This window comes from Bacterioplanes sp. CLAM21 (genome assembly GCF_059641015.1).
The window spans coordinates 2219124-2245740 of record NZ_CM184929.1 but is presented as its reverse complement, the minus strand read 5'-3'; the positions used below and the strand labels follow the sequence as shown (position 1 = coordinate 2245740).

Sequence of the window (26617 nt, the reverse complement as noted above, 5' to 3'; positions counted from 1 at the left end):
GCTGGCGCTGATGCTGCTGTGCTTAGCTCCCTGGCTATTGCTGGCCTGGCCCGAGCCAGGCCGGCAAGTGATGCAGTTTGATCAGCCACCGCCACTGACAGACAGCAGCCAACTGCACATTCAAGGGTACAATCATCACGCTAAAGAGCGCATCTTAGTGATTCGCTTGGACGACCGTGCTCAGCCTAGCTACAGCGATCGCATTAACTTAGAGCGGGTGATCCCCGCTGGGCGGTTTTCACTGCAGATATCATTAACTGCCCTACGCACGCCATCAGGCCGTAGTTTTGATAGCAAACAGCTAAAGCAAATTATTGTTTTCCCAGGCGATGGTCAGCCTGGCATGGACATCAAGCCCATAAAGATCCTGCAACCACCGCCCTTACCCAACCAGGCTCTGGGGTGGGATCTAGGCCCCAAAGACAGTGCCGTATGGCCGGGTTTTAGCGCCATCAGCCCTGAGCATTCGCTAGTGCAAGGCAAGCATCTGCAGGCGATTGATCGTGGCCGCCGTCAACACGCCGCCGATGCTCTCGTGCGAGACGGCATTCGCGGCATTGAGTCTTTGCGACTGCCATTGGCACCAGGCCGGTGGCGCATCACTTTATGGTTACGTGACAGCGGCGAGTGGGAGTATGTGCCACACCCATTGACGCGCCGCGTCAGCGCCAATGGCCAAACCGTCTACGCCGTTGAGCACAGTCCATTGGAGTGGATAGAACAGCAATATTTGGCAACTAGAGAGCAACCGGTAAAGCCTGGGGTCAGCAGCTGGCCGTTGTACGGCCAACGTCCACGTCAGACATTCAGCTTTGAACAGGATGTTGAGCAGCAGGGTCTGCTGCTGGAATTTTCCGGCCAGCAGCCAGAAGCCGGGTTTGTTGCTGCCATTTTGGCTGAGCCCGCCAACCAAGCCAGCGCCTACCAACAGGTTCAACAAGAACGGGCTCGTTGGTGGCAGCAAAACTGGCCAGTAGATGCTTGGCCTGCTGCTGTTAGCGCCGATCCGCCTGGCCCCATCACCCTGACCAGCACTGCCAACAACTGGATTCGCTGGCGAGTAAAAGTGCAGGCCAGCCATAACCAGCTGGCAAACCTTGAGTGGCAAGCACCCTCGCTCAATGGTTTACAACTCAACGGCGAATTGCGTTTTGCTCACTGGCGACTGCGTCGAACGGCGTTATCGTCAACCTTGCTGCGCGCCGACAACCGGCTGTTACGCAGCGCCTTGCCAGCGCAGACTCAGCACGCGAAAAAAACACCAGTGCATACTTTGGAGTGGCGCATATCTGTGCCCAAACAAACACCACCGGGAGTGTATCAAGGCCAGCTGAGCATCGGCAGTCAGCAGTGGCCGATTCGAGTGCAGGTGTTAGATATTCAGCTGCCTGAGCCTGACCGTCCAGTCGGGGCTTATCTGGAATCTCCTGTGCACTTTGACTGGTTCCAACAACAGCTACCAGGCTATCGACAAAAAGCGCTGGCCTGTGATCTGGCTTTGTTGCGCGACTTTGGTTTAACCGGCATCGCCCCGCCGTTCGACACCCCCAGCGACGAGCATGCAGAGACACTGCAGCAGCACCTGTCGCTGGCGTATGAGCTGGGTTTTCATGCCCCCATCCTCGCCTACACGCCGTTTAAACGATTGCAGGCCAGCTTAGGTTTGCAAGGTGCACTGCAACAGTTACATCGCACTGAGCAATGGTTACGCCAACAGGGCCTGCAGCCGCCAATCTGGGTCACCGCGGATGAACCATCAAATCCGGGCAGTGAGCACAATCTAGAGCAACAAAGGCGCTATGCCGAGCTCTATGCACCCACCGCCAAACGGGCCGGTCACCTCAATCATGACACGGATGAGCCGCTGGCCAGTGCCTTTGATCTGGTGTTGATTAACGATGGCTACGGCCTTAATTCAAAGCGGCTGCAGCAACTGCAACAGAAGGTGTGGCTTTACAACCTAAACGACAACATTCGCCTCGCCGCAGGCTTTTATTTATGGCGCAGCGGAGCCCAGGGCTATCTGCAGTGGCATGCACGCATGCCGACCGCCGATCCTTTTGACCCCACCGATGGCCGTGAGGACGATGCGCAACTGCTCTACCCCATGCGATCGCCCTGCCCATTAACGGCTGATATCGACGCCGACCTGTTAGATTTGGCTGACGGCATCCAGGATTTACGCTGGTTACTGTGGCTAGAGCAGCAAGCGCCGAGCAATGCCAGCGCTGATCAGCTGCTACATCAGATTCAGCAAGCAGTGAGCCTCGACTGGCAAGATGCCAAGCAGCTAACACTGGCTCAGCTCACAGACTGGCGTCTGCGCATGATTGCATTAGCACGCCAGAGTGCAGAAAACTAAGACCTTTCAACATTGCTTTGCATTCTGCAATTTAAGCCGGCGCCATCGCCAACTCAGGCTTAACAATCCGGCATAACCCATTGATTTTTAAACCAATGACAATCTCCTTATAGGTTGGCACAAGCGCTGCAATAGTGCTGTCACACCTGATTGAAGGAGACCGCCCGTGATTACCAGCGTACAGATTGTTCAGCATTTACGTCCCGGCGGCATTGAGACCATGGCGCTAGACCTGGCTCGTTTTTCATGCCATCCAGACACCCTCATCATCAGCCTGGAAGGCGACAAAACCAGCGCTCTACAGCACTGGCCTCGACTGCAACAGATGCAGGATCGGTTAGTGTTTTTAAACAAGGCCCCTGGCGTTCAAATCCAGCTTGTCCTGCAGCTGCTGCGCCTGTTTAAACAGCACCAGGTGCTAACGGTACACACCCATCATATTGGACCGCTGTTGTATGGAGGGTTGGCTGCACGCCTAGCTGGCATCAGCCACTTGATTCATACCGAGCACGACGCCTGGCATTTGGAAAATGATAAGCAACGCCAGCTGCAAGGTCGGCTGTTAAACTGGCTAAAACCGACCTTAGTCGCCGACTCGCACAGCGTTGCCAATGCACTGCGACAGTATTTCCCGCAGCGAGCCATTTTAACCATTCGCAATGGCATCGACAGTGAGCAGTTCAAGCCCGGCAATCAGTGCCAAGCGAGGCGCAGACTGCATCTTCCCCTGAATACCTTAATGATCGGCTGCAGCGGCCGCCTGGAAGCGGTCAAAGGTCAGCATTTATTGATCGATGTATTGCCTCAACTGGATGAAAAAGTGCATCTGGCCTTTGCCGGCGGCGGTTCGCTACAAACGGCATTAGAGCAACAGGCACAGCAAGCCGGGCTGGAAAAACGCGTTCATTTCTTGGGCCACCTTGATGATATGCCGACCTTCTACCAGGCCATCGATGTGTTTTGTTTACCGTCTTATCAGGAAGGTTTTCCACTATCGCCGCTGGAAGCCCAAGCCTGCGGCGTGCCCAGCATAGTTACGGATGCAGGCGGTTCGGCAGAGACCATCTGCCCGCACAGCGGTGCCAGCATATCGAAAGGCGATGCCGCGGCCCTTACCGCCAGCCTTATCACCTTGCTGAAACGCCCACCGGCGATTTCACCGCGCCAGTTTGTCACCCAAACCAGCGATGTGCGCACCATGGTGCAAGCCTATGAAGCGCTATCCGGCGAGGGGGTGTGATATGTCGGAATTAGCCTTGAGCATTATCACCTTATTAAGCGGATTTTTGGTGGTGTACCACCATGCGTTATACCCACTGGTCCTTAAATGGCTAGCCCGAAAACGTGCTCCCGCTACCACAGAGCGACCCGCTAAAGCCTGGAAACAGTCACCATTGCCTAGCGTTACGATCATTGTGCCGGCTTTTAACGAGCAGTGCTGGATCGCCGAAAAGATTCGAAATCTGGCCATTCTCGATTACCCAGCAGAGCGCTTTGAGGTGATCATCGCCTGTGATGGTTGTCGCGACCAAACCGCAACACTGGCATTGGCCGCCATTGCCGAGCCTGTATGCCAAGGCATTCGTTTTAGCGTTAAAAATTACGTGGTTAACCGTGGCAAGGTGGCACTGATTAACCAGTTGGTGCAAGACAGCGACAGCGACCTGATTCTATTAACGGACGTGTCTGCACTGCTGTCGATCGATGCTCTCCGCCTCGCGGCACAGCACTTTATTGATCCCAGCGTTGGCGTGGTGAACAGCCGCTATCGTTTATGGCATAACGACCTCGCTGGTGAAGATCTGTACTGGCAGTATCAGTGTGAGCTCAAACAACGAGAAGCCAGCCTGGGCTCAACCTTAGGCACCCATGGCGCTGGCTATGTGTTTCGCCGCCAGCTGTACCAACCCCTCGCCAGCGACACCATTAACGATGACTTTATTCTGCCGATGCAGATCGTGGCCCAGGGCTATCGCTCAATACAAGAAAGCCTGTTTACCACCCTGGAAATGGAAAGCAGCAATGAGGATATGGATTTTAAACGTCGCATTCGCATCAGCGCCGGCAACCTGCAGCAACTGATTCGCCTGCGTGGACTATTGCATCCAAAACACGGCGGTGTGGCCTTTACCTTTGCATCGGGCAAAGCGCTGCGAGTACTGATGCCGTTTTGCATGCTGGCAGCGTTACTGGGCAGCATCAGCCTAGCTTTTAGCAGCCCATGGTTTGCCCTGTTAGCGCTATTGCAATTGGCGCTCTACGGCTTAGCGGCCGTCAGTGGTGTACTGGGCATTGGTCAACATAAAGCCTTAGCCGCGCTGCGCTATTTAGTCGCCGGGCATTTGGCCGGATTGTGGGGCAGCGTGCGTTACGCCTTAAGGCTAGAACGTGGCCGCTGGTCGCGAGTGGCCCCAAACGGAGGTCAACTCTAATCACCAGATCAACAAGGACGGTGCGACGGCAAGTCGCATGGCTTAAGGACGTGCCCATAGCTCGATAAAGACAGTTTTAACCCTTTAGCATTTGCTGGGAGACACCACTATGCAGACGTCCTTGTTCACCATCGACCCCAAAACTGCCGTCGGCAAACGGCTGTTTGATGTATTTTTTGCCAGCATTGGTTTACTGCTGACCTTGCCTTTGTTCCCGCTGATCGCCTTGGCCATTCGATTAGAATCGCCTGGGCCCATTTTTTATCGCCAGTTACGCATTGGCAAGGCAATGCCTGAACGCACGGATCTGTTCCATATGATCAAGTTTCGCACTATGGTGCAAAATGCAGAAAAACGTACCGGTGCAACCTGGGCCAGCAAAGCCGATCCCCGTATTACCCGGGTTGGGAATTTTTTACGTAAAAGCCGACTCGATGAACTGCCACAGTTTTTTAACGTGTTAATGGGTGACATGTCTCTGATTGGACCAAGGCCTGAGCGCCCCGGTTTTTATCAAAAACTAGAAAATGCCATTCCCTACTTTGCCGAACGCACCTATGGCGTCAGTCCAGGCATCACCGGATTGGCCCAAGTAAACCAAGGTTACGACACCTGCATTGAGGATGTTCGCTCCAAGGTAGGCTTTGATCATCGCTATGCCTTGGCTCTGGGCGACCCTTGGTCTTGGTTAAAAATGGATTTATTTATAATGATAAAGACCATCGCCGTGATGGTATTGGGCCGAGGACAATAATGATTCAACAGCCAAGGCCACTCATTAACCAGGAGACTTTTTCGCCTCCAGTAACGCAATTTTTGCCGCCACCTGCTCTGGCATACCGGCATCTGGCGGCAAAAAATCGGGCTGCAGCTGATTTAACAGCGTGATTAAGGGTTGTACCCGCCCGCCGTGCAGCACCGCCACCCGCGCCAGCGCCTTAGCATGCAGCCTGCCCTTTACGCTAAAGGCGTGTTCTACATAAAAGTATTTTTTATCCAGATGCAGCACCTTACTGCTCACTTGCACCTTGGCCAGCGGCGGTATTTCGCGAATAAAGGTCAATGTTTGACTGGCCAGCACCGAGCGCCAACCATGGCGGACAAATAAACCCGCGGCCCCTAATTCAATAAACAGCTTAGTGCGTGCCAGATCCAGCCACTTAGGGTAAACACCGTTGGTCAGGTGCAAATTAAAATCACAGTCCCAGGGCATGACACGAAACTGCATCTCACTGGCCGCAAGAATGTCATCCAGAGGCCTTTGTTGCGCTGGCCATTGCCACAATAATTTGGCGTAACGAAATGAATGCATACTGTTAATCCTTCACCGTCGTTTTGCGCATCAAGCCTTCTTGCGCCACCGACGCCACCAGTTCGCCCTTTTGGCTAAACAACTGGCCGCGACAAAATCCACGTGCACCACCGGCATTAGGGCTATCGATGGCATACAGTAACCATTCATCCATGCGAAATGGGCGATGAAACCAAATACTGTGGTCGATGGAAGCCACGCTTATATCTTTCTGCGACACCGACACACTGTGAGGATGCAGCGCCGTGGTGATCAAATTAAAATCCGAGGCATAAGCCAGCACCCTGGCGTGATCGTGAAAATCATCACCCAGTTGATCGTCAGCGCGCATCCACACATATTTCAGCGGCTCTTTTTTTTGCGGCGCAAAAATATTAACCGGGTCGAGCACTCGCTGCTCGATGGGTTTGTCGGCGGTATAGATGTCGCGTACCCGCTCAGGGAAATAATCGCGAAACATACGTGCCAGCTCCAGCTGCGAGGCAATGCCCTCAGGACCTTTGACGTCAGGCATAGGGGCCATATGTTCAAAGCCCTCTTCGGGGTGCTGAAACGAGCACATCATGGTTAGGATGGCTTTGCCATGCTGACTGGCTTTTACTTGGCGGGTAACAAAACTACGGCCATCGCGCAGCACATCGACTTCAAATTCGACACTGTCTTCGACCCGGCCTGGACGCAAAAAATAAGCATGCAATGAATGCGGCGCCCACTCACCGGCAGGCAAGCTTTGCATCGCCGCCGATAAACTCTGACCAAGTACCTGGCCACCAAACAAGGCGCGAAAGCCTAGATCCTGGCTATGCCCACGAAAGCGATTCACGCCAATAGGTTCCAGCTGTAACAGCTGCAGTAATTCTTGTAATACGTCGCTCATGATACTGCCCTCAGCTCGCAATACACCCTACTTTACTAGGGCCAATCGCTGTGCCATTGGCTGACCTGACAAACACCTGTGCAGGATAGCAACAGACTGTTGCCAGGCAGCATCCGTGAACGTTAAGCACCCACCGCCAAAAAGGCCTCAACCAGCTTGGCAACTCGTTGCTCACTTAGGCCAGCAATATTAATGCGCCCGCCGCCGACCAGATAAATGCCATGCTGCTCACGCAGCTGCATAATTTGCTGATCCGATAATCCGGTGACCGAAAACATGCCGCGGTGCTCAGCAAAATAATCAAAGCGATTACTGTCAGCGGCGGCCTTAAACTCACTGACCAGTTGCTGGCGTAGGCTCTTGATGCGCTGTTGCATGTCATCCAGTTCTGCTTGCCAGCGCTGCGTCAGATGATCATCAGCAAGAATCATGGCGACAATGGCCGCGCCATGATCCGGTGGCATGGTGTAGGTAGAGCGCGCAATACGCTGCATGTGGCCTTTGGCATAGTGTGCTTGGGTCAGCGATTGACCGATCACCATGGCGACGCCTGTGCGCTCACGATACAGGGCAAAGTTCTTTGAGCAAGATACCGCCACCAACACCTCGGGCAAGGTGTGCGCTAGTAAACGAAGGCCTGCGGCGTCGGCGTCTAGGCCATCGCCAAAGCCCTGATAGGCCAGATCAACAAAGGGCAAAAAACCTTGTTTTAACGCCATATCGGCAATGGCCTGCCAAGCCTGGGGCGAGATATCCGCACCCGTAGGGTTATGACAGCAGCCGTGCAACAGTAACACATCATCAGGGCCCAGTTTGGCAATGCAATCTAGCATGGCTTGTTCGTCCACGCGCTTGCTGTCTGGATCAAAATACGAGTATTCCAACACCTCCAAGCCGCAGGCTTCCATCACTGGCTGATGATTAACGTAACTGGGGCGACTAATCCATACCTTGGCTTTGGGGCGGGTATAAGCGATCAACTCCCCCAGCATACGCAGCGCACCGCTAGCGCCGGGAGTTTGAATGGTCGCCGTACGCGCCAGTGCATCCGTGCCTTGCAGCAGAAACTCGGTCATGGCCTGGTTAAAGGCTTCATTGCCCGCTAAGCCGACATAGCCTTTGCTGTCTTGCTCTTGAGCAATGCGAATCGCCGCTTCACGCACCGCCGCCATGACGGGGGTATGACCGTGGGCATCACGATAGACACCAATACCCAGGTCCATTTTGTCGTCACGCGTGTCCTCGCGAAACGCCACAGAAATCGACAGTATCGGATCCGCTGCTGGCACATCCAGTTGTTCAAACATCTACATTATCTCCGTTTCGAAAGCAGGCCGCTGGCAAACAGCACGCCTAAGGTGACGAAGAATAACCCTGCCAGGGTGCTTTGCACGACTGTTTCTTGCAAAACCACAGCAGCAGCCAAGGTTGCCGCCACTGGGGTTAATGAGCCAATGGCAGAGGTCATCTCAGCGCCGAGCTGACGTATGGCATAGCCATACAGATAGCCAGCCCCCAAACCCACCAATATTCCTTGCACCAGCATTTGTGGCAGCCATTGTTGCCACGACAACTGTAAAAACGAGGGTGCATCGCCTGTGAACGCTGCATACGCCAGCAGGCCAAAGCCACTGGGGACGGTAATCCAGGCGGCTACGTCCAGCGGTGCCAGGCCGCTTTGCCGCACCGATATGGTAAACAGCGCCCACAATAAACTGGCCAATAAAAACAGTCCCTGACCCAGCGCCAAATCAGCGTCGCCCTGCAACCAGCTGCTGACGATTAACAGCAGTACGCCCAGCGCAATAGCACTTAAACCAATGCGTTTGCTGGCAGATAAGGGCTGGGCAAACAGCCACACCGCCAATAACGTCACAAACAACGGCGCCACACCTGGAATTAAGGTACTGCCGTGGGCCACGGGGGACCATTGCATTGCCATGGCACCGAGCAAAAAGAAAGGCACACCACTGCCGATCAACATGCCTAATCGCCAAACCCTAGGCACCGCCAGAATGGTCTGGCGCCGACGCCAGAACCAGGGCAGCAAAATAATGCCAGGCACAGCAAAGCGAAACAGCGTCAGATCAAAGGTTGCCAAAGGCGACAGCGCTCCGAGGCGCAACGACATAAAGTAGCTGGCCCAAATCAACACCGTGGCCAGTGCCGCCAGATAACCTAAACGGCGATCATTGGCCTGATTATCAATGGGGACGACGGTTTTCCAACTCTGGGTACTGCTCACTGACATGGTTTGTCCTCATACTTTTTTATAGTGTGAGGGCAAGGGCTTGAGTGATGACGGCAAGTATTCGCGCCCAGCATTGATTTTGTGCCAAAATATGCCAAATACTGAAGAGTGATTAGCATATGCAGCCACTGGATAGAATTGACCAGCAGATCCTGCATTGGTTACAGCGCGATGGCCAGCTCACCGCTCAAGAGCTGGCCGACAAGGTTGGGCTGTCGCCCTCACCCTGTGCCCGGCGTATTCGCAGGCTGCAGCAAGAAGGCTGGATTGTGCGCTATCGGGCGGAACTCAGCCGCGAACAGTTAGGCCTCGACATCACGGTATTTGTTCATGTGCGTCTCAGCCAGCACCAGGACGCCATCATTGAGCAATTTGAGCAAACCGTCAGCGACATGGCCGAAGTTATCAGCTGCCATACGGTATCGGGTGCCTTTGACTATTTGCTACAAGTGGTCAGCAAAGATTTACGCCACTACGAGTCCTGGGTGCGACGGCTGCAAAAATTGCCTAACGTCAATACCATCGACAGCAGCTTTGCCATTCGCCAAGTCAAAGCCGGTGGGCCCTTGCCGCTACTGCCAAACTGAACATCAAGCGCCGCTGTGAGCTCAATAGCGATCTAACGAACGGAAAGAACCTACTGGGACCGCATCGCTAAGCTGCATCTCAGCGCTGATTCCGTATAATGGCGGCCCCGTTTTACAGGTGGTGTTATGTACCCGGTTTATCAGCACAATGTCCTGCCCGAGCAATACGATGCTCTATTGCACAGCAAAGCCACAGAATTGGCCGCCAAACTGGCCCCCTACCAGGCTCCCGAGCTGGAGGTATTCGCCAGTGCGCCGCAAGGCTTTCGGCTACGTGCCGAGTTTCGCCTATGGCATGACGGAGATCGCTGCTTTTATGCCATGTACGCACCGGGTGACAAAACTCAGCCCTATGAGGTTAAGCAGTTTCCAATTGCCTGCCCACTGATCCAGCAGCTCATGCAGCGGCTGTTAACAGCCATACAACCGAGCGAGATCTTACGACAGCGGCTGTTTCAGGTGGAGTTTCTCACCACTTTAAGCGGTGACGCGCTGATTACCTTGGTGTACCACAAGCCACTCAGTGACGACTGGCAGCAGGCCGCCGAACAACTGCAGCAGCAGCTGGGCGTCGCCATTATTGGCCGGGCGCGCAAGCAAAAGCGGGTATTAAGCCGCGATTATGTTACTGAAACCCTGCGGGTTGATGGCCAGAGCTTTCATTACCGTCAAATTGAAGGTGGATTCACGCAGCCTAATGGTGAAATGAATCAACAGATGCTGAGCTGGGCGCGACGCTGTGCTGACGGCATCGGTGGTGATTTATTGGAGCTGTACTGTGGTAACGGCAACTTTTCCATTGCCCTAGCCGATCGCTTTCGCAAGGTGCTGGCAACAGAAATTTCCAAAACCTCGGTTCAAGCCGCCCAGGTCAATATCGCCGATAACGGTATTGAAAACCTGGATATTATTCGCTTATCGAGCGAGGAGTTTGTGCAAGCCCTGCGCCAGCAACGAAGCTTCAGACGCTTGCAGGACATTCATTTGCAAGATTATGATTTTCGTACTGTGTTGGTTGATCCCCCGCGCGCCGGACTGGATGACGAATCGGTACGCCAGATACAGGCCTACGACAACATCATCTATATTTCCTGCAATCCAGACACGCTAGCGGCGAATTTGGACATTCTGCAGCACAGCCATCGCATTGAGCGGGCGGCACTGTTCGACCAATTCCCATACACCCACCACACCGAAGCCGGTGTGTTTTTAACGCGACGATAAACTATGACCTCAGACATGCAACGCGACAAAGACGGCCAAGCATTGCATCGCTCTGAGGCAGAAAAGCGCAAACTCGAGCATCAAGCGGCGCGATTATTTATGCGCCGCTATGAGCAAGAACAACAGCAAACCGTGCGCCATATTTGGCATAACGACCCTGCCAAACCCGATGTTTCCTGTTTTTTACAAGGCCAACAACTCGATTTGGAAATCGCTCATTTATACGCAAGTGAAGACGAGGCGAAATGGGTCTCCGGGCGCCAACAAGATGACCCCATCTGGCGCTATTTAAGTGAATTAGCGCAGTTAGACAGTAACGCCAAACTTCGTCATGCACTTGAGCGCCTGTTAACTAGCAAAGCGCAAAAGCACTATGATTCTGAGCGGGTGTGGTTGGTGATCCGTAATGCCAGCCCATTGTGGCATCGGCAGCAGTTTATTGAAGCATTGCCCAAGCTCACGATCAGCGGCGGCGAATTTGAAAAGATATGGCTATTGCCCGACTTTTTAGGTGAACAGCCGCTAATTCAGCTGTGGCCTAGAGTATAACGTTGCGCGACTAAGCAGATGGGTCGTGATGGGCCTTGCGATAACGGCCTTTATCCAAATACATGGCCTGATCAGCCGCCGCAATCCAACTATTCGGACCACTGATATCCGGATAACCCACAAATGCGAGGCCAATACTAAATGGCACCGCCACCTGACAGCCGTCATCGGTATCGAAGGTCAGTACTTCGCGGCGGATTTTATCCACCACATGCTGAGCCTCCGGCACTGTGGTCTGCGGCAACACCACCACAAATTCATCGCCCGCATAGCGAGCTAGCGAGTCACTGATACGAATAATTTGCTGAAGTTTTTCTGCCAATAACAACAGCGCCTGGTCGCCGGCAATATGACCGTGATTGTCATTGATCTGTTTAAAGTCGTTCAAATCGATAAATAAGATAGTGCTTGGGGTTTGATGACGACGGTATAAATTCCATTGTGCTTGCAGCTCTTCATACAGTGCCTGACGATTGAGGCAGCCCGTTAAAGGATCACGACGCAACTGCTCCTGCAATGCTTGGCTAGCCTGTTGCTCGCGCTCCAGCGCCCGCTCCACTTCGCGCCGTGCTTCCATTTGCTCGGTCACATCCGTCGCCAAGCCAATTAAAAACTTTAACTGGCCTTCATCATCTTCAATACCGTGACCGATATCGTGAATATGACGAATATGGCCATCGGTATCGCGAATGCGATAGTGTAGCTCCCACTCACCTTGGCGTTTTTGGCCCATGGCGGCTTGTATCTCTTTTCTATCCTCGGGTAATACCGCATCAATCAGTGCTTGTGGATTTTCATACAGCATGTCACGGCTACGCCCCCAAATGCGCTCATACGCTTGATTCACGTACAAAATCCTATCCGGCCCAGGCGTCGCCATCCACACCACAGAACGAATGGTTTCAGCGATGGTGCGAAATTTTTGCTCAGATTCTTCCAGCAAGTGCGCCGCCCATTTGCGCTGGGAAATATCAATCACATTGGAGATAAAATAATCCGGTTTGCCGCGCTCATCACGTACCATATTGACCGTTAACTGGGCCCAAATAATTTGGCCATCACCTCGCAGATAACGCTTTTCCATATCGTAACTGTCGGCCGCGCCTTCAATTAACTGACGCAACTGATCAACATCGCGGTCCAAATCATCAGGGTGGGTAATCTGCTGAAAATCCAAATTGAGCAAGGCTTCACGGGCGTAGCCTAAAGTGCTACACAGGGTGTCGTTCACCTCCAAAAAGTGCCCACCTAAACTGACAATGGCAATGCCGACGGTACGCTGTTCAAACAAGCTGGCATAGCGCTTATTTAAGTGCCGCAGCGCACGTTCTTCATCTTCTAGTCGACTGGTATCACGAATCGCCGCCAGTGCCAGTTCGCGGCCGTGCAATTGAATTAATGACAAATGTATTTCTGCCGGCAACGAGTGCCCACCGGCATGACAAACGCGGATACGATTGCGCATTTTTTGCTGACCCGCAGACGAAAAGAACAGCCCAACCAGGGAATCATGATGCAACCTAGCGCCTTCAGGCACTAGGCAAGAAACGGACTGACCGTCCAGTTCTTCGGTGTGATAACCAAGCATCTGGTGAGCGGCCAAGTTTGCGCGTTCGATAATGCCGCGAGTATTGACGACCAGCATGGGATCGGGACTGAGCTGAAACAACTCATCAACGTCCTTTTTTACATCAGCCACTGAGCGGGCCTTATAGTAATAGCCACATGCTGCCGCAAAGCCAGCGACCAGCAATACAGTGAACGCCAGCAGCACCCCATCCATTGGCAAACCATCCAACTGTTCAAGACTTTGTCAGTCTAGCATGCAGCGACTGGGTCGCTGCCGGCATTGGCTGCGTTTTCGATGTTATTCAGTCGCTAACACTACGCCAGCTAACACCTTGTTCATGCGGATTGATTTTGGCCACGGGCACATGGCCTTCAAAGCCAAAAATCGAACGCCAGAACCAGTCATCATCCAATTCATCACGACAGCGATTTAACTGCTGCTGATAAGCGGCGGCGCGGCGCTGAACTTTCTTGGCCACCTTGATCAACCAGGGCTTGTTTTTGTAGCTGCCACGCAAATAGCCTCCGGCCCCTTCGTGATAGGCCAGATACAAACGATAAGCGTCATGGGATTTAACCCCTGTGCGCTTGACCGTGCGCTGGTTATACCAGCCAACAAAATCGACAGCGTCTTCAAAATCATCACGATCGGCACTCCAGTTGCCGGTTAAACGCTGGTATTCCTCCCAGGTGGTATCCAATGCCTGGGCATAACCAAAGGCCGTCGATGGCCGTGGACCTGGAATAATCCATAAATACCATTTGCGCGGCGGGCGACTGTCATCAATAAACTTGGATTCCTGATGAAGAAACGCCATGGTCACAGGCTCGGGGATGCCATAACGTTCGCGCACCGACTTAGAGGCGTTGTACCAATCGTAATACTCGTCGTAGATATCGCAGACGTCGTTAATATTGCGCGGCTGCGGCGTTGAGCAGGCCGCCAACAGCACACACACCAGCAGCAGCCCGAATCGCATTAGAGCAAATCCCGATGCTGTTGTAACAGCGCTTGCAAGGCATCTTCATCAAGCACCTCAACGCCCAATGACTGAGCCTTAGTGAGTTTGCTGCCCGCTTTTTCACCGGCCACCAAAAAGTCGGTTTTGGCCGATACACTGCCGGTGACTTTAGCGCCCAACGCTTGCAGCGCAGCCTTGGCCTGATCGCGACTCATATTGCTTAAGCTGCCGGTAATCACTGCCACCTGCCCCGCCAACGGCAAATCATCAGCGCCTTGGATGTCTGGCTCACCTTCTTCCCATGTCAGACCGGACGCCAACAGCTGTTCTATGGTGCTGCGGTTATGCGCTTCGGCAAAAAAGTTAACGATATGACTGGCGACAATATCACCGATATCATCCACCGCCACCAGCTGCTCGTGAGTGGCCTCCATAATGCGTTGTAAGAAACCAAAATGAGACGCCAGGTTTTGTGCCGTCACCACACCCACTTCGCGAATGCCTAAGGCATATAAAAAACGCGCCAAGGTGGTGTGCTTACAGGCTTCAATGGCATCGAGTACATTCTGCGCCGACTTTTGCCCCATTCGTTCCAGCGCCACCAAAGGCTCCAACTGCAAATGAAATAAGTCGTCGACGCCATCAATCAAATCGGCGTCCACTAACTGTTCTATCAACTTATCGCCCAGCCCCTCGATATCCAGAGCCTTACGCGAAGCAAAATGCTTAATCGCCTCTTTACGCTGGGCCGCGCACACTAAGCCGCCGGTACAGCGAGCAACGGCTTCACCGTCAACACGTTCAATATGGGATTCGCACACAGGACACGCCGCTGGCAGCTCAATGCGCTGCGCATCCGCAGGCCTATCTTGCACCACCACAGAAACAATTTGTGGTATCACATCGCCAGCACGACGCACCACCACGGTATCGCCAATGCGAACATCCAATCGTTCAATTTCGTCCATGTTATGCAAGGTGGCATTGCTGACCACCACACCGGCCACAGCTACCGGCTCTAACCTAGCAACTGGGGTGATGGCTCCAGTGCGGCCAACCTGAAAATCGACACCATTGAGGCGCGTTAACTGCTCAACGGCCGGAAACTTGTAGGCGATGGCCCAGCGTGGCGCGCGAGCCACAAAACCCATGCGCTGCTGCAACGCTAGGCTATTGACCTTAAACACACTGCCGTCGATTTCATACGCCAGTTGGTGACGTTTATCGCCAAGGCGCTGATAAAACGCCTGCGCTTGCTCTAAGTTAGCCGCCAGCGTCAGCTCATCGTTGACCTTAAGCCCCCAGCTGGCAATGCACTGAAAAACATCAAATAGCGTATCCGGACGCTCAAAGTCATCACTGACCACACCTAAGCCGTAAGCGCAAAACTCCAACGGTCGCTTGGCAGTAATGCGAGAATCTAACTGACGTAACGAACCTGCGGCGGCGTTGCGTGGATTGGCGAACACTTTGCCGCCTTGCTCCCTGGCACGCTCGTTGTATTTCTCAAATCCCGCCAGCGGCATATAGACTTCACCGCGCACTTCCAGCCTGGACGGCACCTCTCCTTGTAAGCACAGTGGTACATTGCCGATGGTGCGCACATTGGCACTGATGTCTTCGCCAGTGGAACCATCACCACGGGTTGCCGCGCGTACCAGCTTACCGTCTTCATACAACAGGCTAACAGCGGCGCCGTCGAGCTTTGGCTCACACACCAGAGCAATGTCGTTGCTGTCGCCCGCCAGGCGCTGCAAACGCGCGTAGAAATCGGCAAATTCCTCCGCGTTCATGGCATTGTCGAGGGACAGCATGGGCTGTTCATGTTCGATTTGAGAAAACGCTGATAGCGGCGCCGAGCCCACTCGTTGACTGGGCGAGTCACTGCTTAGTAACTCGGGATAGGCCTGCTCCAGTTGTTGCAGTTCACGCAGCAAACGATCGTATTCGGCATCCGGCACGGTCGGATTATCGTCTTGATAGTATTCGCGATTATAGCGGTGCAGACGCTGGTGTAATTCGGTGACGCGCTGCTGCGCCTGGGGGTATTCGGGCAGGGTTTGATCTGTCATGTGGTGTCTTTTGCTAGGGCCTGTTAACACGATTTAGCTCTTTGCTACTGGAATCCATTTTTTATTGAGCAAGGCATAAGGTACGCCGTTTAACCCGTTAAATAAGCAACGAACAACACAGCTCAAGGAAAAATGGGCTCCAGCCCGTTGGGTTATCTCTGAAAATCCCTCAATCTGCGTTACTCATCCTTCATTTAGCTCGTTAAACATCACTCTTCGCGCCTGAATTGAGGGATTTTCAGTTCATAACAGCGTGATCGAAATAGTGTGACAGGCCCTAGGCGGTGCCGGCGGGCACCGCTGGGCTACACGGCTTAGCCGCGCTTGCGGACCTGCAAGCGCTGGCGTCGTTCAAAGTCCATGATTTGCGCGCGATCATGCTCAATGGTCTGTGGCGTTAAGGTACTGTGTTCACCGTCCATCAAATCGCCACCCAGCTGGCGCGACACCAGCTGGGCCATTTCCGACATGGCTTCATAGGCCTCTAACGGCTTATGTGCACCGGGCAAGCTTAAGAAAAAGCTCAGCCCAGGATAGTGCTGCTCAGCCATGTCTTGTGGCACAAAACTGCCTGGTTCATGGCTTTGGGCAACGGAAAACTGCACACAACCCTGACCATCGGCTTGCTCATAACGATGAAAAATATTTTTTTCGCCATAGCGCAAATCACAGCTGTTGAATAAAAACAGCACATCGCGACCACTAAAGCCTTGCTCATCATGAGACAGAACATGGATCACCAGCACCAACTCAGGATCAGGACGTTCACTTAAACGCTCGGCATCGGGGGCAGCAAAATTAACCGGTTGTACCAGAGCGGGATCGGCTTCTGGCAAGTTCTCCACTTCCTGTTCAAGATGCGGGTCTTCAATAGTATCCAGCGTTTCAGGTTGTGGCTCAGGGTCGTAATGAGCGTGTTCAATATCAGCTTCGTCGGCCTGTTCCTGTGCCATTGAGAGATCACCGTCCGTGTAGGCGGGTTTATTGGGGGCGCTGTCGACATCGTCGCCCAGCTCCTCCACTTCCATCAGCACGGGCACAGGCTCGTCGAGATTAACCGGCTTTACCTTAGGGATTTGTGACACCGCCTGGGGTCGCTCAGCAACAGGAGCGTCAATATCAAGATCAAGCGATGGCTGCGACGTCTCGCCCAACGACAGCGTTGGCTCCAGTCGTTCATGACTGGGCTCATGCTCGGCTTCTTCATCCCCGACAACACGTGCACCACCGCCCGGCAACTCTGGGTTGTGACCGTCTTCGGGAAAGCGAAACTCATTGGATACGTCGAGCCGTAAGGCTTCTGCTCGGGCTCGTCGCATGCGTCTGAATCCGTCGATAAGGATCACCACCATGCCCAGCAACCCCAGCAGGATCATGACGGTGCGCCAGCTCCATTCCATATTCTGTACCTTAAATTATCACTTCGTTTGATTTCACTGGCCCGCCGGAAAACAAACAACATCGGCGAGCACATACCAAGGAGCCTTGGTGTAGCAGAGTGTTACACAACCCAACCGGCGAATACAGACCCCGTCACTACCTATTCGTGTATGAAGAGTAGTTTTACTTTTTCTGACTGAGGCTTTTTCCTGATCTGACCACTCGCGGTCAGAAAAGTCCGCCGTTAGTCAATCATTTCTGCTGCTTCTTCAACGTCCACACTCACTAAACGCGACACCCCGGGTTCTTGCATGGTCACGCCCATCAATTGATCGGCCATTTCCATGGCAATCTTGTTGTGGGTGATGTAAATAAACTGCACTTTATCGGACATGGCTTTCACCAAACGGGCGTAACGCCCCACGTTGGCATCATCCAAGGGGGCGTCTACCTCGTCCAACATACAAAAAGGTGCCGGGTTCAGCTGAAAGATAGAGAATACCAAAGCAATAGCCGTCAGGGCCTTTTCACCACCGGACAGCAAGTGAATGGTGCTGTTCTTTTTGCCCGGCGGGCGCGCCATAATGGCCACGCCGGTATTGAGCAAGTCATCGCCCGTCAGCTCCAGCGACGCATGACCACCGCCAAACACTTTAGGAAACAGCTCAGCCAAACCGCGATTCATGTGATCAAAGGTTTCTTTAAAGCGAGTGCGGGTTTCGCGATCAATTTTGTGGATCGCCCCTTCTAAGGTTGCCAGCGCTTTTTCCAGATCTTGGTTCTGCTCATCCAGATAGCGTTTACGCTCAGATTGCGTCTGATACTCTTCGATGGCGGCCAGGTTAATCGCACCTAAGCGCTGAATGCGCTCGCCGATACGCTGTAATTCGTGCTGCCACTGCTCAGAATCCGCTTGCTCGGGCATGGCTTGCATCACGTCATGCAGACTAAGGCCACTTTCTTTGAGCTGATCGACCAGCGCCTGACGGCGAATATCCAGTGCTTGGCATTCCATGCGCACTTTTTCTAGTGCATTGCGCACTTCTAATGCCTGCTTCTCGGCATCACTGCGCTGCTGCTCCAGTTCACGCAAACGACTGTCGACCTGCTCCAGTTCACGTCGCCGCGCTTGCATCTGCTCTTCGGCTTGCAGGCGCTGCGCCAGCTGCTCTTCCAGTTGCGCTTTTAACAATTCCAAATCGGCAGAGTGATCGCGCGACTGTTGTTCGACAATGGCTTCGCGCCGCTGACGCAAGGTGCTGAGCTGCGCAGCCAAACGTTCAATGGCCTGCTTCAGGCTGTTTTCACTGCCATTCAGGCTTTGCAGTTGTAGCTGCAACTGATGACGCCGGTCTTTGTGCTGACCTGCCTGACCACGTGCCTGCTGCAATTGCGTTTGCACCTGCTCACGGCGCTGCTGCAGCTGTTCGCGCTGATCGGCGTCTTCATCCACTGCGGCCATGGCTTCATGCCATTGCTCACGCAGCAACTCCAGCTGCTCGCGTTCCAGCTCTTGCTGTTCGTTGATTTCTTCCAGCTCAGTTTGCAACTGCCGCCGGCGCACATCAAATTGTTCCGCCCGTGCCTGTTTGCCCGCCAACTGAGAGCGCAGCGCAATCAGTTTTTGACTGGCTTGCTGCAACTCACGCTGAGCGTTTTCACGCTGCTGCTGCTGACTGCGTAGCCTGAGCTGGTCACTGTCGAGATCAGCTTCGGCTTCTTCAACGTCAATATCCAGTTGCTCAATGACATCGGCCAGCTGCTCCAGCTCTTGCTGCCTGGCCAGCATGCCGCCTTCATCACCCTGCTGTCGGTTGATGCGCAGCCAATCTGGGCCGATCCAAATGCCATCGGGCGTAATCAAAGATTGACCGCTACTCAGACTATCACGCCGGGCCAAGGCGGAGGCCAGATCATCGGCCACCAATACCCCGTGCATCAAATCACTGAGGTCAGTTTTGGCGCTGACCTTAGCCTGCAAAGTGCCAGCCTCAGCAGCCACGCTCGCCGGTCGACCCTGGCATAGGGTCAATAAACCATCGTTTAAATTGGCCAGCCAATGCTGCACCGGATCAAGGGCATCCACCATCACCGCCTGCAGATAGTCGCCCAGTACGGTTTCCACCGCTTTTTCCCAGCCGGCTTCAACGTGCAAGGTTTCAGCTAAGCGCGGTTTGCGTGCCAGCTGGTGGCTTTCTAACCAATGACTGACGGCTTCCGACCCTTCACCCACCGCTGCAGCTTGCAAGGCTTCTAAGGTGGTTTGACGATTCAGATGTTGTTGCAGTTGCTGGCGCTGCTCATTGAGCTGCTGACGACGTTGTTCGAGCGTCTCTTCACCTTGCTGCAGCTGGCTTTGCAGCTGTTCTACCTGCTCTTGCAACGACTCCGAGTGCAGCTCTTGCTCGCTGCATTGCTCTTGCAGCAGTTGGATTTCTTCCAGTTCAGGATTGTGCTCCAGCTGATGCTGCTCATCCTGCAATTTGCCACGGCGCTGCTGCAGACGCTGCAGCTGTTGTTCGATATTTTGGATCCGGGTTTGCGCTACTTCCGCTTGCCGCGTTGGCTCGCTAGCGCGCTGGGTAAACTGATCCCAGTCGTCTTGCCATTGCCGTTGTGCCTCCTCGGCTTGCAGTAAGGCCTCACTGGCTTCCTCTTCTGCCGCTTCTAGCAACTCCAACTCAGGCTCCAGCGCCATGCGCTGTTCACTGACGTCCTCGAGCTTAATCTGATCCTGCTCCAGCTCTTTTTGCGCTTCTAACAAGCTGCGCTCAGCATCAGCCAAATCACGATCCAGTTGCAGCGACAATTGCGACTGGTGCTCCACCTTTTGTTCCTGTCGAGCGATTTGGGCACCGACTTCATAAAAGGCCGTTTGTGCTTGATTAAAGGCGTCGGTTTTGTCGCTGTGCTGCACACGCAGCGCTTCGATATCGGCGTCGGCCGAGCGCTGGGCCGCCATATGGGACTCAAAGGTCACCTGCAATTGGCCGATTTGTTGCTCACGCTGCTGGTAGTCGGTATCTAGGGTCTGCCATTGCAACGCCTGCAGCTGGGCCTTTTTCTCACGTTCTTGCGATTTCAGTTCTTTGTATTTTTCCGCCGCCTGGGCCTGGCGCTGCAGGTGCGCTAATTGGCGATCCAGCTCTTCACGAATATCGCTTAAGCGCTCGAGGTTTTCCTGAGTGCGGCGCATGCGGTTTTCGGTTTCACGACGGCGCTCTTTATAACGAGAAATGCCCGCCGCCTCTTCGACGTAAACACGCAGTTCTTCTGGCTTGGCTTCAATCAGCCTGGAAATCATGCCCTGTTCAATAATGGCGTAAGAGCGTGGCCCCAACCCCGTGCCCAAAAATAGATCGGTGACATCTTTGCGCCGACACTTAGTGCCATTGAGGTAATAGCTCGACTGACCATCGCGGGTGACCTGACGACGTACTGCGACTTCGCTGTATTTGGCGTATTCGCCGCGCAGCTTGCCTTCGCTGTTGTCAAAAATCAGATCTACGCTGCATTTGCCCACCGGTTTACGTTCCGACGAACCGTTAAAAATCACGTCCGTCATGGCGTCGCCACGCAGATACTTGGCGGAGCTTTCGCCCATCACCCAGCGCACGGCGTCAATGGTATTGGACTTACCACAGCCATTAGGGCCGACAATGCCGGTCATATTGGTGGTAAAGGGGACCGTGGTCGGATCGACAAAAGATTTGAATCCGGCCAGCTTGATGGCTTTAAGTCGCATAATCTGTGGGGCTGCCTTTTTTCCCTGGGCGTTTCCTGATCAAACCAGCCCGAGGGCGGTTAATACGTGTTGGCGTTGGTGCTGACCGTAGTTATGCACGATGGGCGCAATGGCTGCAACGTCTCGTTGCAACACCGCCTGCACCAGCTGGGCAAAAAACCGCTGGGCATTGTCTTTTTCGCGCTGACTGTGTCGCATGGCTAAGGCATAGGTACGACGCACCGCTGGTTTCAGATCGAACAGCACTTGATTGAGGTAATCGTTATCGACCACCGCCATGGCAGCCGTCATCAAGGCAAAACCGTGGCGAATAAAGTCGTCATAACCAGCCTGGTGCTGGGCTAACTGCTCAGCCTTAGCCAGCAAAGGTTGCAACTGCTGATCGTGCCATTGCTGCGCCAGCTGAGAGGCCAGCATAATCAGCAGATGTTCAAACAAATCGTACAGACTGTGTACCCGACGCTCATTGAGCTCTGCCACAAAGGCACCACGGCGCGGCAATATGGTCACCAGATGCCGCGCTTCGAGCAGCAATAACGCCTCTCGTACGCTGCCACGACTGACGTCCAGCGCATTGACCACTTTGACTTCCTGAATGCGCTCACCAGACACCATGTCGCCATCGATGATGCGCTGCTCAATATGCTCAGCTATTTGCTCGGCCAAACTCTGGGCCCGGGTCAGACTCATACATCAGCACCAATTACGGGAGGGGGATCATAGCACAGCCACTGCTGGCGCCGAACCACAGTACTGTGGCGCTATCGTCCCTGTTGGAATGTTCGCTGTCGTGGCAATATTGTCAGACAATCCAACAATAATAAGGATCTGATATGCTCCAGCACTTGTCCCATCAGCAGCTGCTGCGCTGCAAGCAATTTGCCTACTGCCTGGTAGTGGTACCACCGCTGTTACTGCCCTTATCACAATGGCTTTGGACACAGTTCGGCCATGCCGATCTGTTTGCCTGGTTTACCCTGGCGTTTGTGTATTTATTGGTACCGGCGCTGGATCACCTGATCGGTAAAGACCCAGTCAACCCAGACGAGCAACAGGAGGTGCCGCAGCTATCCGAGCAAAGCTATTACCGCTGGCTAACCTTGTTATGCCTGCCCATGTATTTGGCCTGTATCGCCTTTGCCGGCCAGGTGTTTATGACTACCGAGTTTGGTTTCTTCGGTCAGCTGGGCTGGCTGATGTCGATGGGTACCGTTGGCGGCATTGTTGCCATCAATGTTGGCCATGAATTGATTCATAAAGACACCACCCTGGAGCAATGGGCCGGCGGTTTATTGCTGGCGAGCGTTTGCTACGGCGGTTTTAAAGTCGAGCATGTGCGTGGCCATCATGTGCATGTTTCAACCCCTGAAGATGCTTCATCCTCACGTTATGGCCAGTCGCTGTATCGCTTTTTGCCCCACGCCTATGTGCACAATTTTTTAAATGCCTGGCGCTTGGAAGCTCAGCGCTTAAGCCGCAAAGATCACTCTGCATTGAGCTGGCGTAATGAACTGATTTGGTGGTATGGCATCAGCGCCTTAATGGCCATGGCCTGTGGTCTGGCTTGGGGCTGGCTGGGCGTGTTGTTTTTTCTGTGCCAGAGTTTTTTTGCCTTTACCTTGCTCGAAATTATTAACTACATCGAGCACTACGGCTTGCACCGTCGCAAACTGGACAACGGTCGTTACGAGCGCACCAATGTCGAACATTCCTGGAACAGCAATTATTTGCTCACCAATTTATTTTTGTTTCAACTGCAGCGTCACTCGGATCATCATGCCTACCCCAAACGTCGTTACCAGGTGCTGCGCCATCATGAACAGAGCCCGCAATTGCCCAGTGGTTATGCCGGCATGATTTTATTGGCCATCATTCCGCCGCTGTGGTTTAAAGTGATGAACCCTAGGGTGGAACGATATTACCAAGGTGAAGAGCACCAGCTGCACGATGCATAAAGTCAACCATCGAGCGTACTGCTAACATCAGTAATTGGCATTGCCGCTATTGGCGGTAATGCTGCTGTAGCTCTTCCACAGTTAACGGCTTACTAAAATAAAAACCCTGAATATTATCGGTTCCCAGCCGCTCCACTAGGGCCAGCTGCTCGGCGGTTTCAACGCCTTCCGTTACCACCTTCATACCCAGATTATGGGCCAAATCGACCATGGCTTTTAGCAGCGTGCGATCTTGCTCATTTTTATCCAGGTCTTTAACAAAGGCCCGATCGATCTTTAAGCAATCAATGGGAAAACGTTTTAAATAGCTCAGCGACGAATAGCCCGTACCAAAGTCATCAATGGCCAAACGAAAGCCCAAAGCTTTGATGTCGTGCATCAAGGTAATGGCTTTATCCACGTCCTGCATCAGCAGACTTTCGGTAATCTCCAGCTCGATATGATTTGGCTCAACGGCGTAATGCTGCAAACATCTCTTTAACATGGGCAATAATCCCGGGTGGCGAAACTGCCTCGCCGATAAATTAATGGCAATCGACAGAGGTTGCTGCTTTGCCCATTGCTCGTATTGACGAAAGGCTTCTTCGAGCACCCACTCCCCTAGCGTTACAATCAAGCCACTGCGCTCGGCTACTGGAATAAACTCTGCGGGTGACATCAAACTGCCGTGCTGGCGCTGCCAGCGTATCAATGCCTCGACGCCATGAATCTGATGATCATGGGCGGTAATTTTGGGCTGATACATTAAAAACAGCTGCTGTTTTTCAATCGCTTCACGCAAGTCATGCTCGATCTCGACCCAGGCCTGCTCACGTTCATGAATGGCATCGCTGTAGCGCACAAAACCGTCGCCATCGTTATTACGGGCACGACTTAACGCCGCATCGGCGTTCGCCAGCAAGGTATCTGGACCCTGACTTTGCTCAGGGAAGAAGCTAATGCCAATGCTCACGGTCAAAAAGAACTCGCTGTGTTTTAATTTGACCGGCTCCTGCATGGCTTGAACCAAATCACGCGCCAGATGATCAGCAAAACTGGGCTCAGGCAGCTCATCGAGCAAAATAACAAACTTGGCCGCTTCTAATCGATACAAAGCATGCTGCATACCGTCATCACGATAGTGTTGCAAAAAGCTGCCCAGTCGCTGCGCCACGGTGACAATCAACTCGTCAGCAATGCCCTGACCAACACTCGAGGTAACGGCGTCATAACGATCGATTTGCAGCAGCAACAAGGCCACCGGATTCGCATCATCCAAGGTGACAGCATCCAGTTGCTCAAATAAACAACGGCGATTCCTAAGGCTGGTTAATGCATCGTGATAAGCCTGATGACGCAGTTCCCGCTGGGCCTTTATTTCATCAGTGATATCCGTGATATAAAGATGGCAGCTGGATAAGTCCGGCAATAGAGATAATGAGTACTGCAGCCAATGAGACTCTTGCCAGGGCTGCTGCCACTCCACCAACGCTTGGCCTTCTACCTGGGCTTCTAACAAGCGCTGCTGAAAATCTGCCGGCAATAAGCTGTCGGCGCGGCGCGACTGATTGCCCAGTTGCTGCATCAATTTAACCGTAGCGGGATTGCTGTATTGCAGCTCACCGTGCCAGCCAAAGCGCAACACCGGATTGGGATGACGCTCTGCCATCATGGCCAGCCGCCGGCGCTCGGCACTGTCACTTAGATAGCGATTAACGTAATAACCAACAAACGCTGCAATAATCAGCACCAGCAAACTGAAAATAACCACCAGCGTGGTACTGAGCTGTGTTTGATAGCGGGTTTCTGCCCCGGCCATATGGGCTTCAGAACTAAACTCAGATACCAGACGCTCAAGATCGGGCAGCACCTGACGCCTAGCATTGCTGATATTTTCGAGCAGCACACGGGCCTGATCCCAATCGACTCGTTCGGCGCTCATTACTTGATCGAGTTCCCCAGTCAACTGCTGCAGTTGCTGGTACGACTGCTGCAGTTGCTCTAGCGCCATGCGGCTTTCTAAGCCCTGCGCCAAAGCTTGCAAATGCAGACCTAACTGAGCATCAACCGCCGCCACCTTTGGCATAATGCCAGCCTGATCTATGGTAGCGTAATATTCGTACAGCAACCGTTCATGCTCAACCATGGCAAAGTAGAGCCCATGCATATGCTCGAGCAAGGGCAGATCTTCATCTACTAAGGTGCTGGTAACCGCAGCGACGCGCTGGCCGCTAATAAGGGTTGATACTGAGATGGCCAGCCCTAGCGATAATACCAGGGCGTATACCAACAGGATTTTTTGGCGCAGCGACACGAAGGCATCCTTTTACCGGGCTGTGCCGCTAGTATAGAAGGGCTTTCTGTCGCAGTAGCAGCTATATCGCCAACGCGAAAATGGCCTGATGGCTATTCCGGCTTATGCAACAGCGCCAAATAAAAACCGTCCATTTGTGCGCCGGGCCATACCCGTATCGTATGTTGGCAATCCGCGTGCAGTGCTTTGCCTTGCCACTCGGTAATGCCAGCCGACACATTGTGAATGCTGTCTGGCAGCTCAATAGGAATCACCTGGGCGGGACGTTTTTTCAACAGCTGACTCACCACCACTTCATTTTCTTCCGGTGAAAATGAACAGGTGCAGTACATCAATACCCCACCTGGCTTTAACGCATCAAAGGCACTTTGAATTAAGCGACGCTGCTTTTTCGAACACTCGGCCACTTTGCGTAACGACCAATGCTCAATCGAACTGGCATCGTAGCTTTTAAAGCGAGATTCCGATGAGCAAGGTGCATCCAGCATAATGCGATCAAAGGTATCAGGCTTTAAGCTGCCAATGGCACGACCGTCTTTCATATAACACTGAGTATTATCGACGCCCATGCGCTCAAGATTGGCGCGCAAGCGGAAAAAGCGATTTTTAACGGGCTCTACTGCACTGATGCGACCTTCATTGTTCATCATCTGCGCCAGTAAAATGGTTTTACCGCCGGGAGCTGCGGCCAAATCCAGCACCCAATCATCGGACTCTGGCTGCAACAGCCAGGGTGCTAACATGCTCGACAAACTTTGAATATAAATATCGCCCGATTCAGCTTCTGCACTGTACGTCAGCGCTTCACGCTGCTGGGCATCCACCTGCCAGGCAAACAAACCAATCTCATGACTCCAATCGACGGGCTGACAATCCAAGCCTTGCGACTGCAAACGCTCGATCACAGTGTCGTGATCAGGCCTTAGGGTATTCACCCGAAAGGTCACCGCCCTGGGCTGGTCAAATGTTCGACGTGCATCCGGGTGCAGCGTCTGGGGGCATAACTGCTCAAATCGCTCTTCAAAATCACTGGGTAACATGCGCATT

General features: G+C 53.3%; 20 protein-coding genes. 8 read left to right on the top strand and 12 right to left on the bottom strand.

The features are described from left to right. The first annotated feature begins 10 nt into the window (after window positions 1-10). From AC55FS_RS10310 to AC55FS_RS10295, 4 genes are all read left to right on the top strand, one after another. Window positions 11-2362 (top strand): hypothetical protein, encoded by a 2352-nt coding sequence (locus tag AC55FS_RS10310; protein ID WP_496932166.1) that lies wholly within the window; start codon window positions 11-13, stop codon window positions 2360-2362. Between the two features lie 166 nt (window positions 2363-2528). After that, window positions 2529-3602 (top strand): glycosyltransferase, encoded by a 1074-nt coding sequence (locus AC55FS_RS10305; RefSeq protein ID WP_496932165.1) that lies wholly within the window; start codon window positions 2529-2531, stop codon window positions 3600-3602. Between the two features lies 1 nt (window position 3603). Then, window positions 3604-4794, top strand: coding sequence for a glycosyltransferase family 2 protein (locus AC55FS_RS10300; RefSeq protein WP_496932164.1), 1191 nt, complete (start codon window positions 3604-3606; stop codon window positions 4792-4794). Window positions 4795-4903: 109 nt separating this feature from the next. After that, window positions 4904-5548 carry a sugar transferase gene (locus AC55FS_RS10295; RefSeq protein ID WP_496932163.1) on the top strand — a complete coding sequence of 215 codons (645 nt, stop codon included), beginning with the start codon at window positions 4904-4906 and terminating at the stop codon, window positions 5546-5548. Window positions 5549-5572: 24 nt separating this feature from the next. Here AC55FS_RS10295 and AC55FS_RS10290 read toward each other — a convergent pair whose 3' ends face one another. The 4 genes from AC55FS_RS10290 to AC55FS_RS10275 form a co-directional block, all read right to left on the bottom strand. Continuing rightward, the gene (locus tag AC55FS_RS10290; protein ID WP_496932162.1) at window positions 5573-6106 is read right to left on the bottom strand and encodes a thioesterase family protein; all 534 of its coding nucleotides are present in this window, start codon (window positions 6104-6106) and stop codon (window positions 5573-5575) included. 4 nt (window positions 6107-6110) lie between these two features. Then, a complete protein-coding gene (locus tag AC55FS_RS10285) occupies window positions 6111-6983 on the bottom strand; it encodes an acyl-CoA thioesterase (protein WP_496932161.1) in 873 nt (290 codons plus the stop codon). A 122-nt stretch (window positions 6984-7105) separates the two neighbouring features. Further along, window positions 7106-8290: an amino acid aminotransferase gene (locus AC55FS_RS10280; RefSeq protein WP_496932160.1), complete on the bottom strand. Its 1185-nt coding sequence runs from the start codon at window positions 8288-8290 to the stop codon at window positions 7106-7108. A 5-nt stretch (window positions 8291-8295) separates the two neighbouring features. Further along, window positions 8296-9234 (bottom strand): DMT family transporter, encoded by a 939-nt coding sequence (locus tag AC55FS_RS10275; protein WP_496932159.1) that lies wholly within the window; start codon window positions 9232-9234, stop codon window positions 8296-8298. A 119-nt stretch (window positions 9235-9353) separates the two neighbouring features. Between AC55FS_RS10275 and AC55FS_RS10270 the strand changes: the two genes are divergently transcribed. The 3 genes from AC55FS_RS10270 to AC55FS_RS10260 all read left to right on the top strand — a co-directional run bounded on the left by AC55FS_RS10270 (window position 9354) and on the right by AC55FS_RS10260 (window position 11594). Beyond that, the gene (locus AC55FS_RS10270) at window positions 9354-9821 is read left to right on the top strand and encodes an Lrp/AsnC family transcriptional regulator (protein ID WP_496932158.1); all 468 of its coding nucleotides are present in this window, start codon (window positions 9354-9356) and stop codon (window positions 9819-9821) included. A gap of 126 nt (window positions 9822-9947) precedes the next feature. Further along, window positions 9948-11045, top strand: coding sequence for a tRNA (uridine(54)-C5)-methyltransferase TrmA (gene trmA, locus AC55FS_RS10265; protein WP_496932157.1), 1098 nt, complete (start codon window positions 9948-9950; stop codon window positions 11043-11045). A 3-nt stretch (window positions 11046-11048) separates the two neighbouring features. Continuing rightward, complete coding sequence (locus AC55FS_RS10260; protein ID WP_496932156.1) at window positions 11049-11594, top strand: hypothetical protein; 546 nt, start codon at window positions 11049-11051, stop codon at window positions 11592-11594. A gap of 10 nt (window positions 11595-11604) precedes the next feature. Here AC55FS_RS10260 and AC55FS_RS10255 read toward each other — a convergent pair whose 3' ends face one another. From AC55FS_RS10255 to AC55FS_RS10230, 6 genes are all read right to left on the bottom strand, one after another. Then, a complete protein-coding gene (locus AC55FS_RS10255) occupies window positions 11605-13377 on the bottom strand; it encodes a PAS domain S-box protein (RefSeq protein WP_496932155.1) in 1773 nt (590 codons plus the stop codon). An 88-nt stretch (window positions 13378-13465) separates the two neighbouring features. Beyond that, window positions 13466-14143: a transglycosylase SLT domain-containing protein gene (locus tag AC55FS_RS10250; protein WP_496932154.1), complete on the bottom strand. Its 678-nt coding sequence runs from the start codon at window positions 14141-14143 to the stop codon at window positions 13466-13468. Further along, complete coding sequence (gene ligA, locus AC55FS_RS10245; RefSeq protein WP_496932153.1) at window positions 14143-16197, bottom strand: NAD-dependent DNA ligase LigA; 2055 nt, start codon at window positions 16195-16197, stop codon at window positions 14143-14145. The genes AC55FS_RS10250 and ligA overlap by 1 nt, the downstream gene beginning before the upstream one ends. A 314-nt stretch (window positions 16198-16511) precedes the next feature. Next, entirely contained in the window at window positions 16512-17597 is a 1086-nt protein-coding gene (locus tag AC55FS_RS10240; RefSeq protein ID WP_496932152.1) for a cell division protein ZipA, read from the bottom strand. A 224-nt stretch (window positions 17598-17821) separates the two neighbouring features. Next, on the bottom strand, window positions 17822-21322 hold the full coding sequence (gene smc, locus AC55FS_RS10235; protein WP_496932151.1) for a chromosome segregation protein SMC: 3501 nt from the start codon (window positions 21320-21322) through the stop codon (window positions 17822-17824). A gap of 39 nt (window positions 21323-21361) precedes the next feature. Then, window positions 21362-22012 carry a GntR family transcriptional regulator gene (locus AC55FS_RS10230; protein ID WP_496932150.1) on the bottom strand — a complete coding sequence of 217 codons (651 nt, stop codon included), beginning with the start codon at window positions 22010-22012 and terminating at the stop codon, window positions 21362-21364. A gap of 143 nt (window positions 22013-22155) precedes the next feature. Between AC55FS_RS10230 and AC55FS_RS10225 the strand changes: the two genes are divergently transcribed. After that, window positions 22156-23277, top strand: a complete 1122-nt coding sequence (locus AC55FS_RS10225; RefSeq protein WP_496932149.1) for an alkane 1-monooxygenase — start codon at window positions 22156-22158, stop codon at window positions 23275-23277. Window positions 23278-23323: 46 nt separating this feature from the next. On the opposite strand, the gene AC55FS_RS10220 is transcribed toward AC55FS_RS10225, so the two are convergent. Both AC55FS_RS10220 and AC55FS_RS10215 read right to left on the bottom strand, forming a co-directional pair. Beyond that, complete coding sequence (locus tag AC55FS_RS10220) at window positions 23324-25570, bottom strand: putative bifunctional diguanylate cyclase/phosphodiesterase (RefSeq protein ID WP_496932148.1); 2247 nt, start codon at window positions 25568-25570, stop codon at window positions 23324-23326. 92 nt (window positions 25571-25662) lie between these two features. Continuing rightward, on the bottom strand, window positions 25663-26616 hold the full coding sequence (locus tag AC55FS_RS10215) for an RsmB/NOP family class I SAM-dependent RNA methyltransferase (protein ID WP_496932147.1): 954 nt from the start codon (window positions 26614-26616) through the stop codon (window positions 25663-25665). Window position 26617: the final 1 nt, after the last annotated feature.

Excerpts from the sequence above, each read along its gene's own strand:
- AC55FS_RS10310 (WP_496932166.1), top strand. The coding sequence starts at position 11 with ATGCTGCTGTGCTTAGCTCCCTGGCTATTGCTGGCCTGGCCCGAGCCA.
- AC55FS_RS10300 (WP_496932164.1), top strand. The coding sequence starts at position 3,604 with ATGTCGGAATTAGCCTTGAGCATTATCACCTTATTAAGCGGATTTTTG.
- AC55FS_RS10295 (WP_496932163.1), top strand. The coding sequence starts at position 4,904 with ATGCAGACGTCCTTGTTCACCATCGACCCCAAAACTGCCGTCGGCAAA.
- AC55FS_RS10290 (WP_496932162.1), bottom strand. The coding sequence starts at position 6,106 with ATGCATTCATTTCGTTACGCCAAATTATTGTGGCAATGGCCAGCGCAA.
- AC55FS_RS10285 (WP_496932161.1), bottom strand. The coding sequence starts at position 6,983 with ATGAGCGACGTATTACAAGAATTACTGCAGCTGTTACAGCTGGAACCT.
- AC55FS_RS10280 (WP_496932160.1), bottom strand. The coding sequence starts at position 8,290 with ATGTTTGAACAACTGGATGTGCCAGCAGCGGATCCGATACTGTCGATT.
- AC55FS_RS10275 (WP_496932159.1), bottom strand. The coding sequence starts at position 9,234 with ATGTCAGTGAGCAGTACCCAGAGTTGGAAAACCGTCGTCCCCATTGAT.
- AC55FS_RS10270 (WP_496932158.1), top strand. The coding sequence starts at position 9,354 with ATGCAGCCACTGGATAGAATTGACCAGCAGATCCTGCATTGGTTACAG.
- trmA (WP_496932157.1), top strand. The coding sequence starts at position 9,948 with ATGTACCCGGTTTATCAGCACAATGTCCTGCCCGAGCAATACGATGCT.
- AC55FS_RS10260 (WP_496932156.1), top strand. The coding sequence starts at position 11,049 with ATGACCTCAGACATGCAACGCGACAAAGACGGCCAAGCATTGCATCGC.
- AC55FS_RS10255 (WP_496932155.1), bottom strand. The coding sequence starts at position 13,377 with ATGGATGGGGTGCTGCTGGCGTTCACTGTATTGCTGGTCGCTGGCTTT.
- AC55FS_RS10250 (WP_496932154.1), bottom strand. The coding sequence starts at position 14,143 with ATGCGATTCGGGCTGCTGCTGGTGTGTGTGCTGTTGGCGGCCTGCTCA.
- ligA (WP_496932153.1), bottom strand. The coding sequence starts at position 16,197 with ATGACAGATCAAACCCTGCCCGAATACCCCCAGGCGCAGCAGCGCGTC.
- AC55FS_RS10240 (WP_496932152.1), bottom strand. The coding sequence starts at position 17,597 with ATGGAATGGAGCTGGCGCACCGTCATGATCCTGCTGGGGTTGCTGGGC.
- smc (WP_496932151.1), bottom strand. The coding sequence starts at position 21,322 with ATGCGACTTAAAGCCATCAAGCTGGCCGGATTCAAATCTTTTGTCGAT.
- AC55FS_RS10230 (WP_496932150.1), bottom strand. The coding sequence starts at position 22,012 with ATGAGTCTGACCCGGGCCCAGAGTTTGGCCGAGCAAATAGCTGAGCAT.
- AC55FS_RS10225 (WP_496932149.1), top strand. The coding sequence starts at position 22,156 with ATGCTCCAGCACTTGTCCCATCAGCAGCTGCTGCGCTGCAAGCAATTT.
- AC55FS_RS10215 (WP_496932147.1), bottom strand. The coding sequence starts at position 26,616 with ATGCGCATGTTACCCAGTGATTTTGAAGAGCGATTTGAGCAGTTATGC.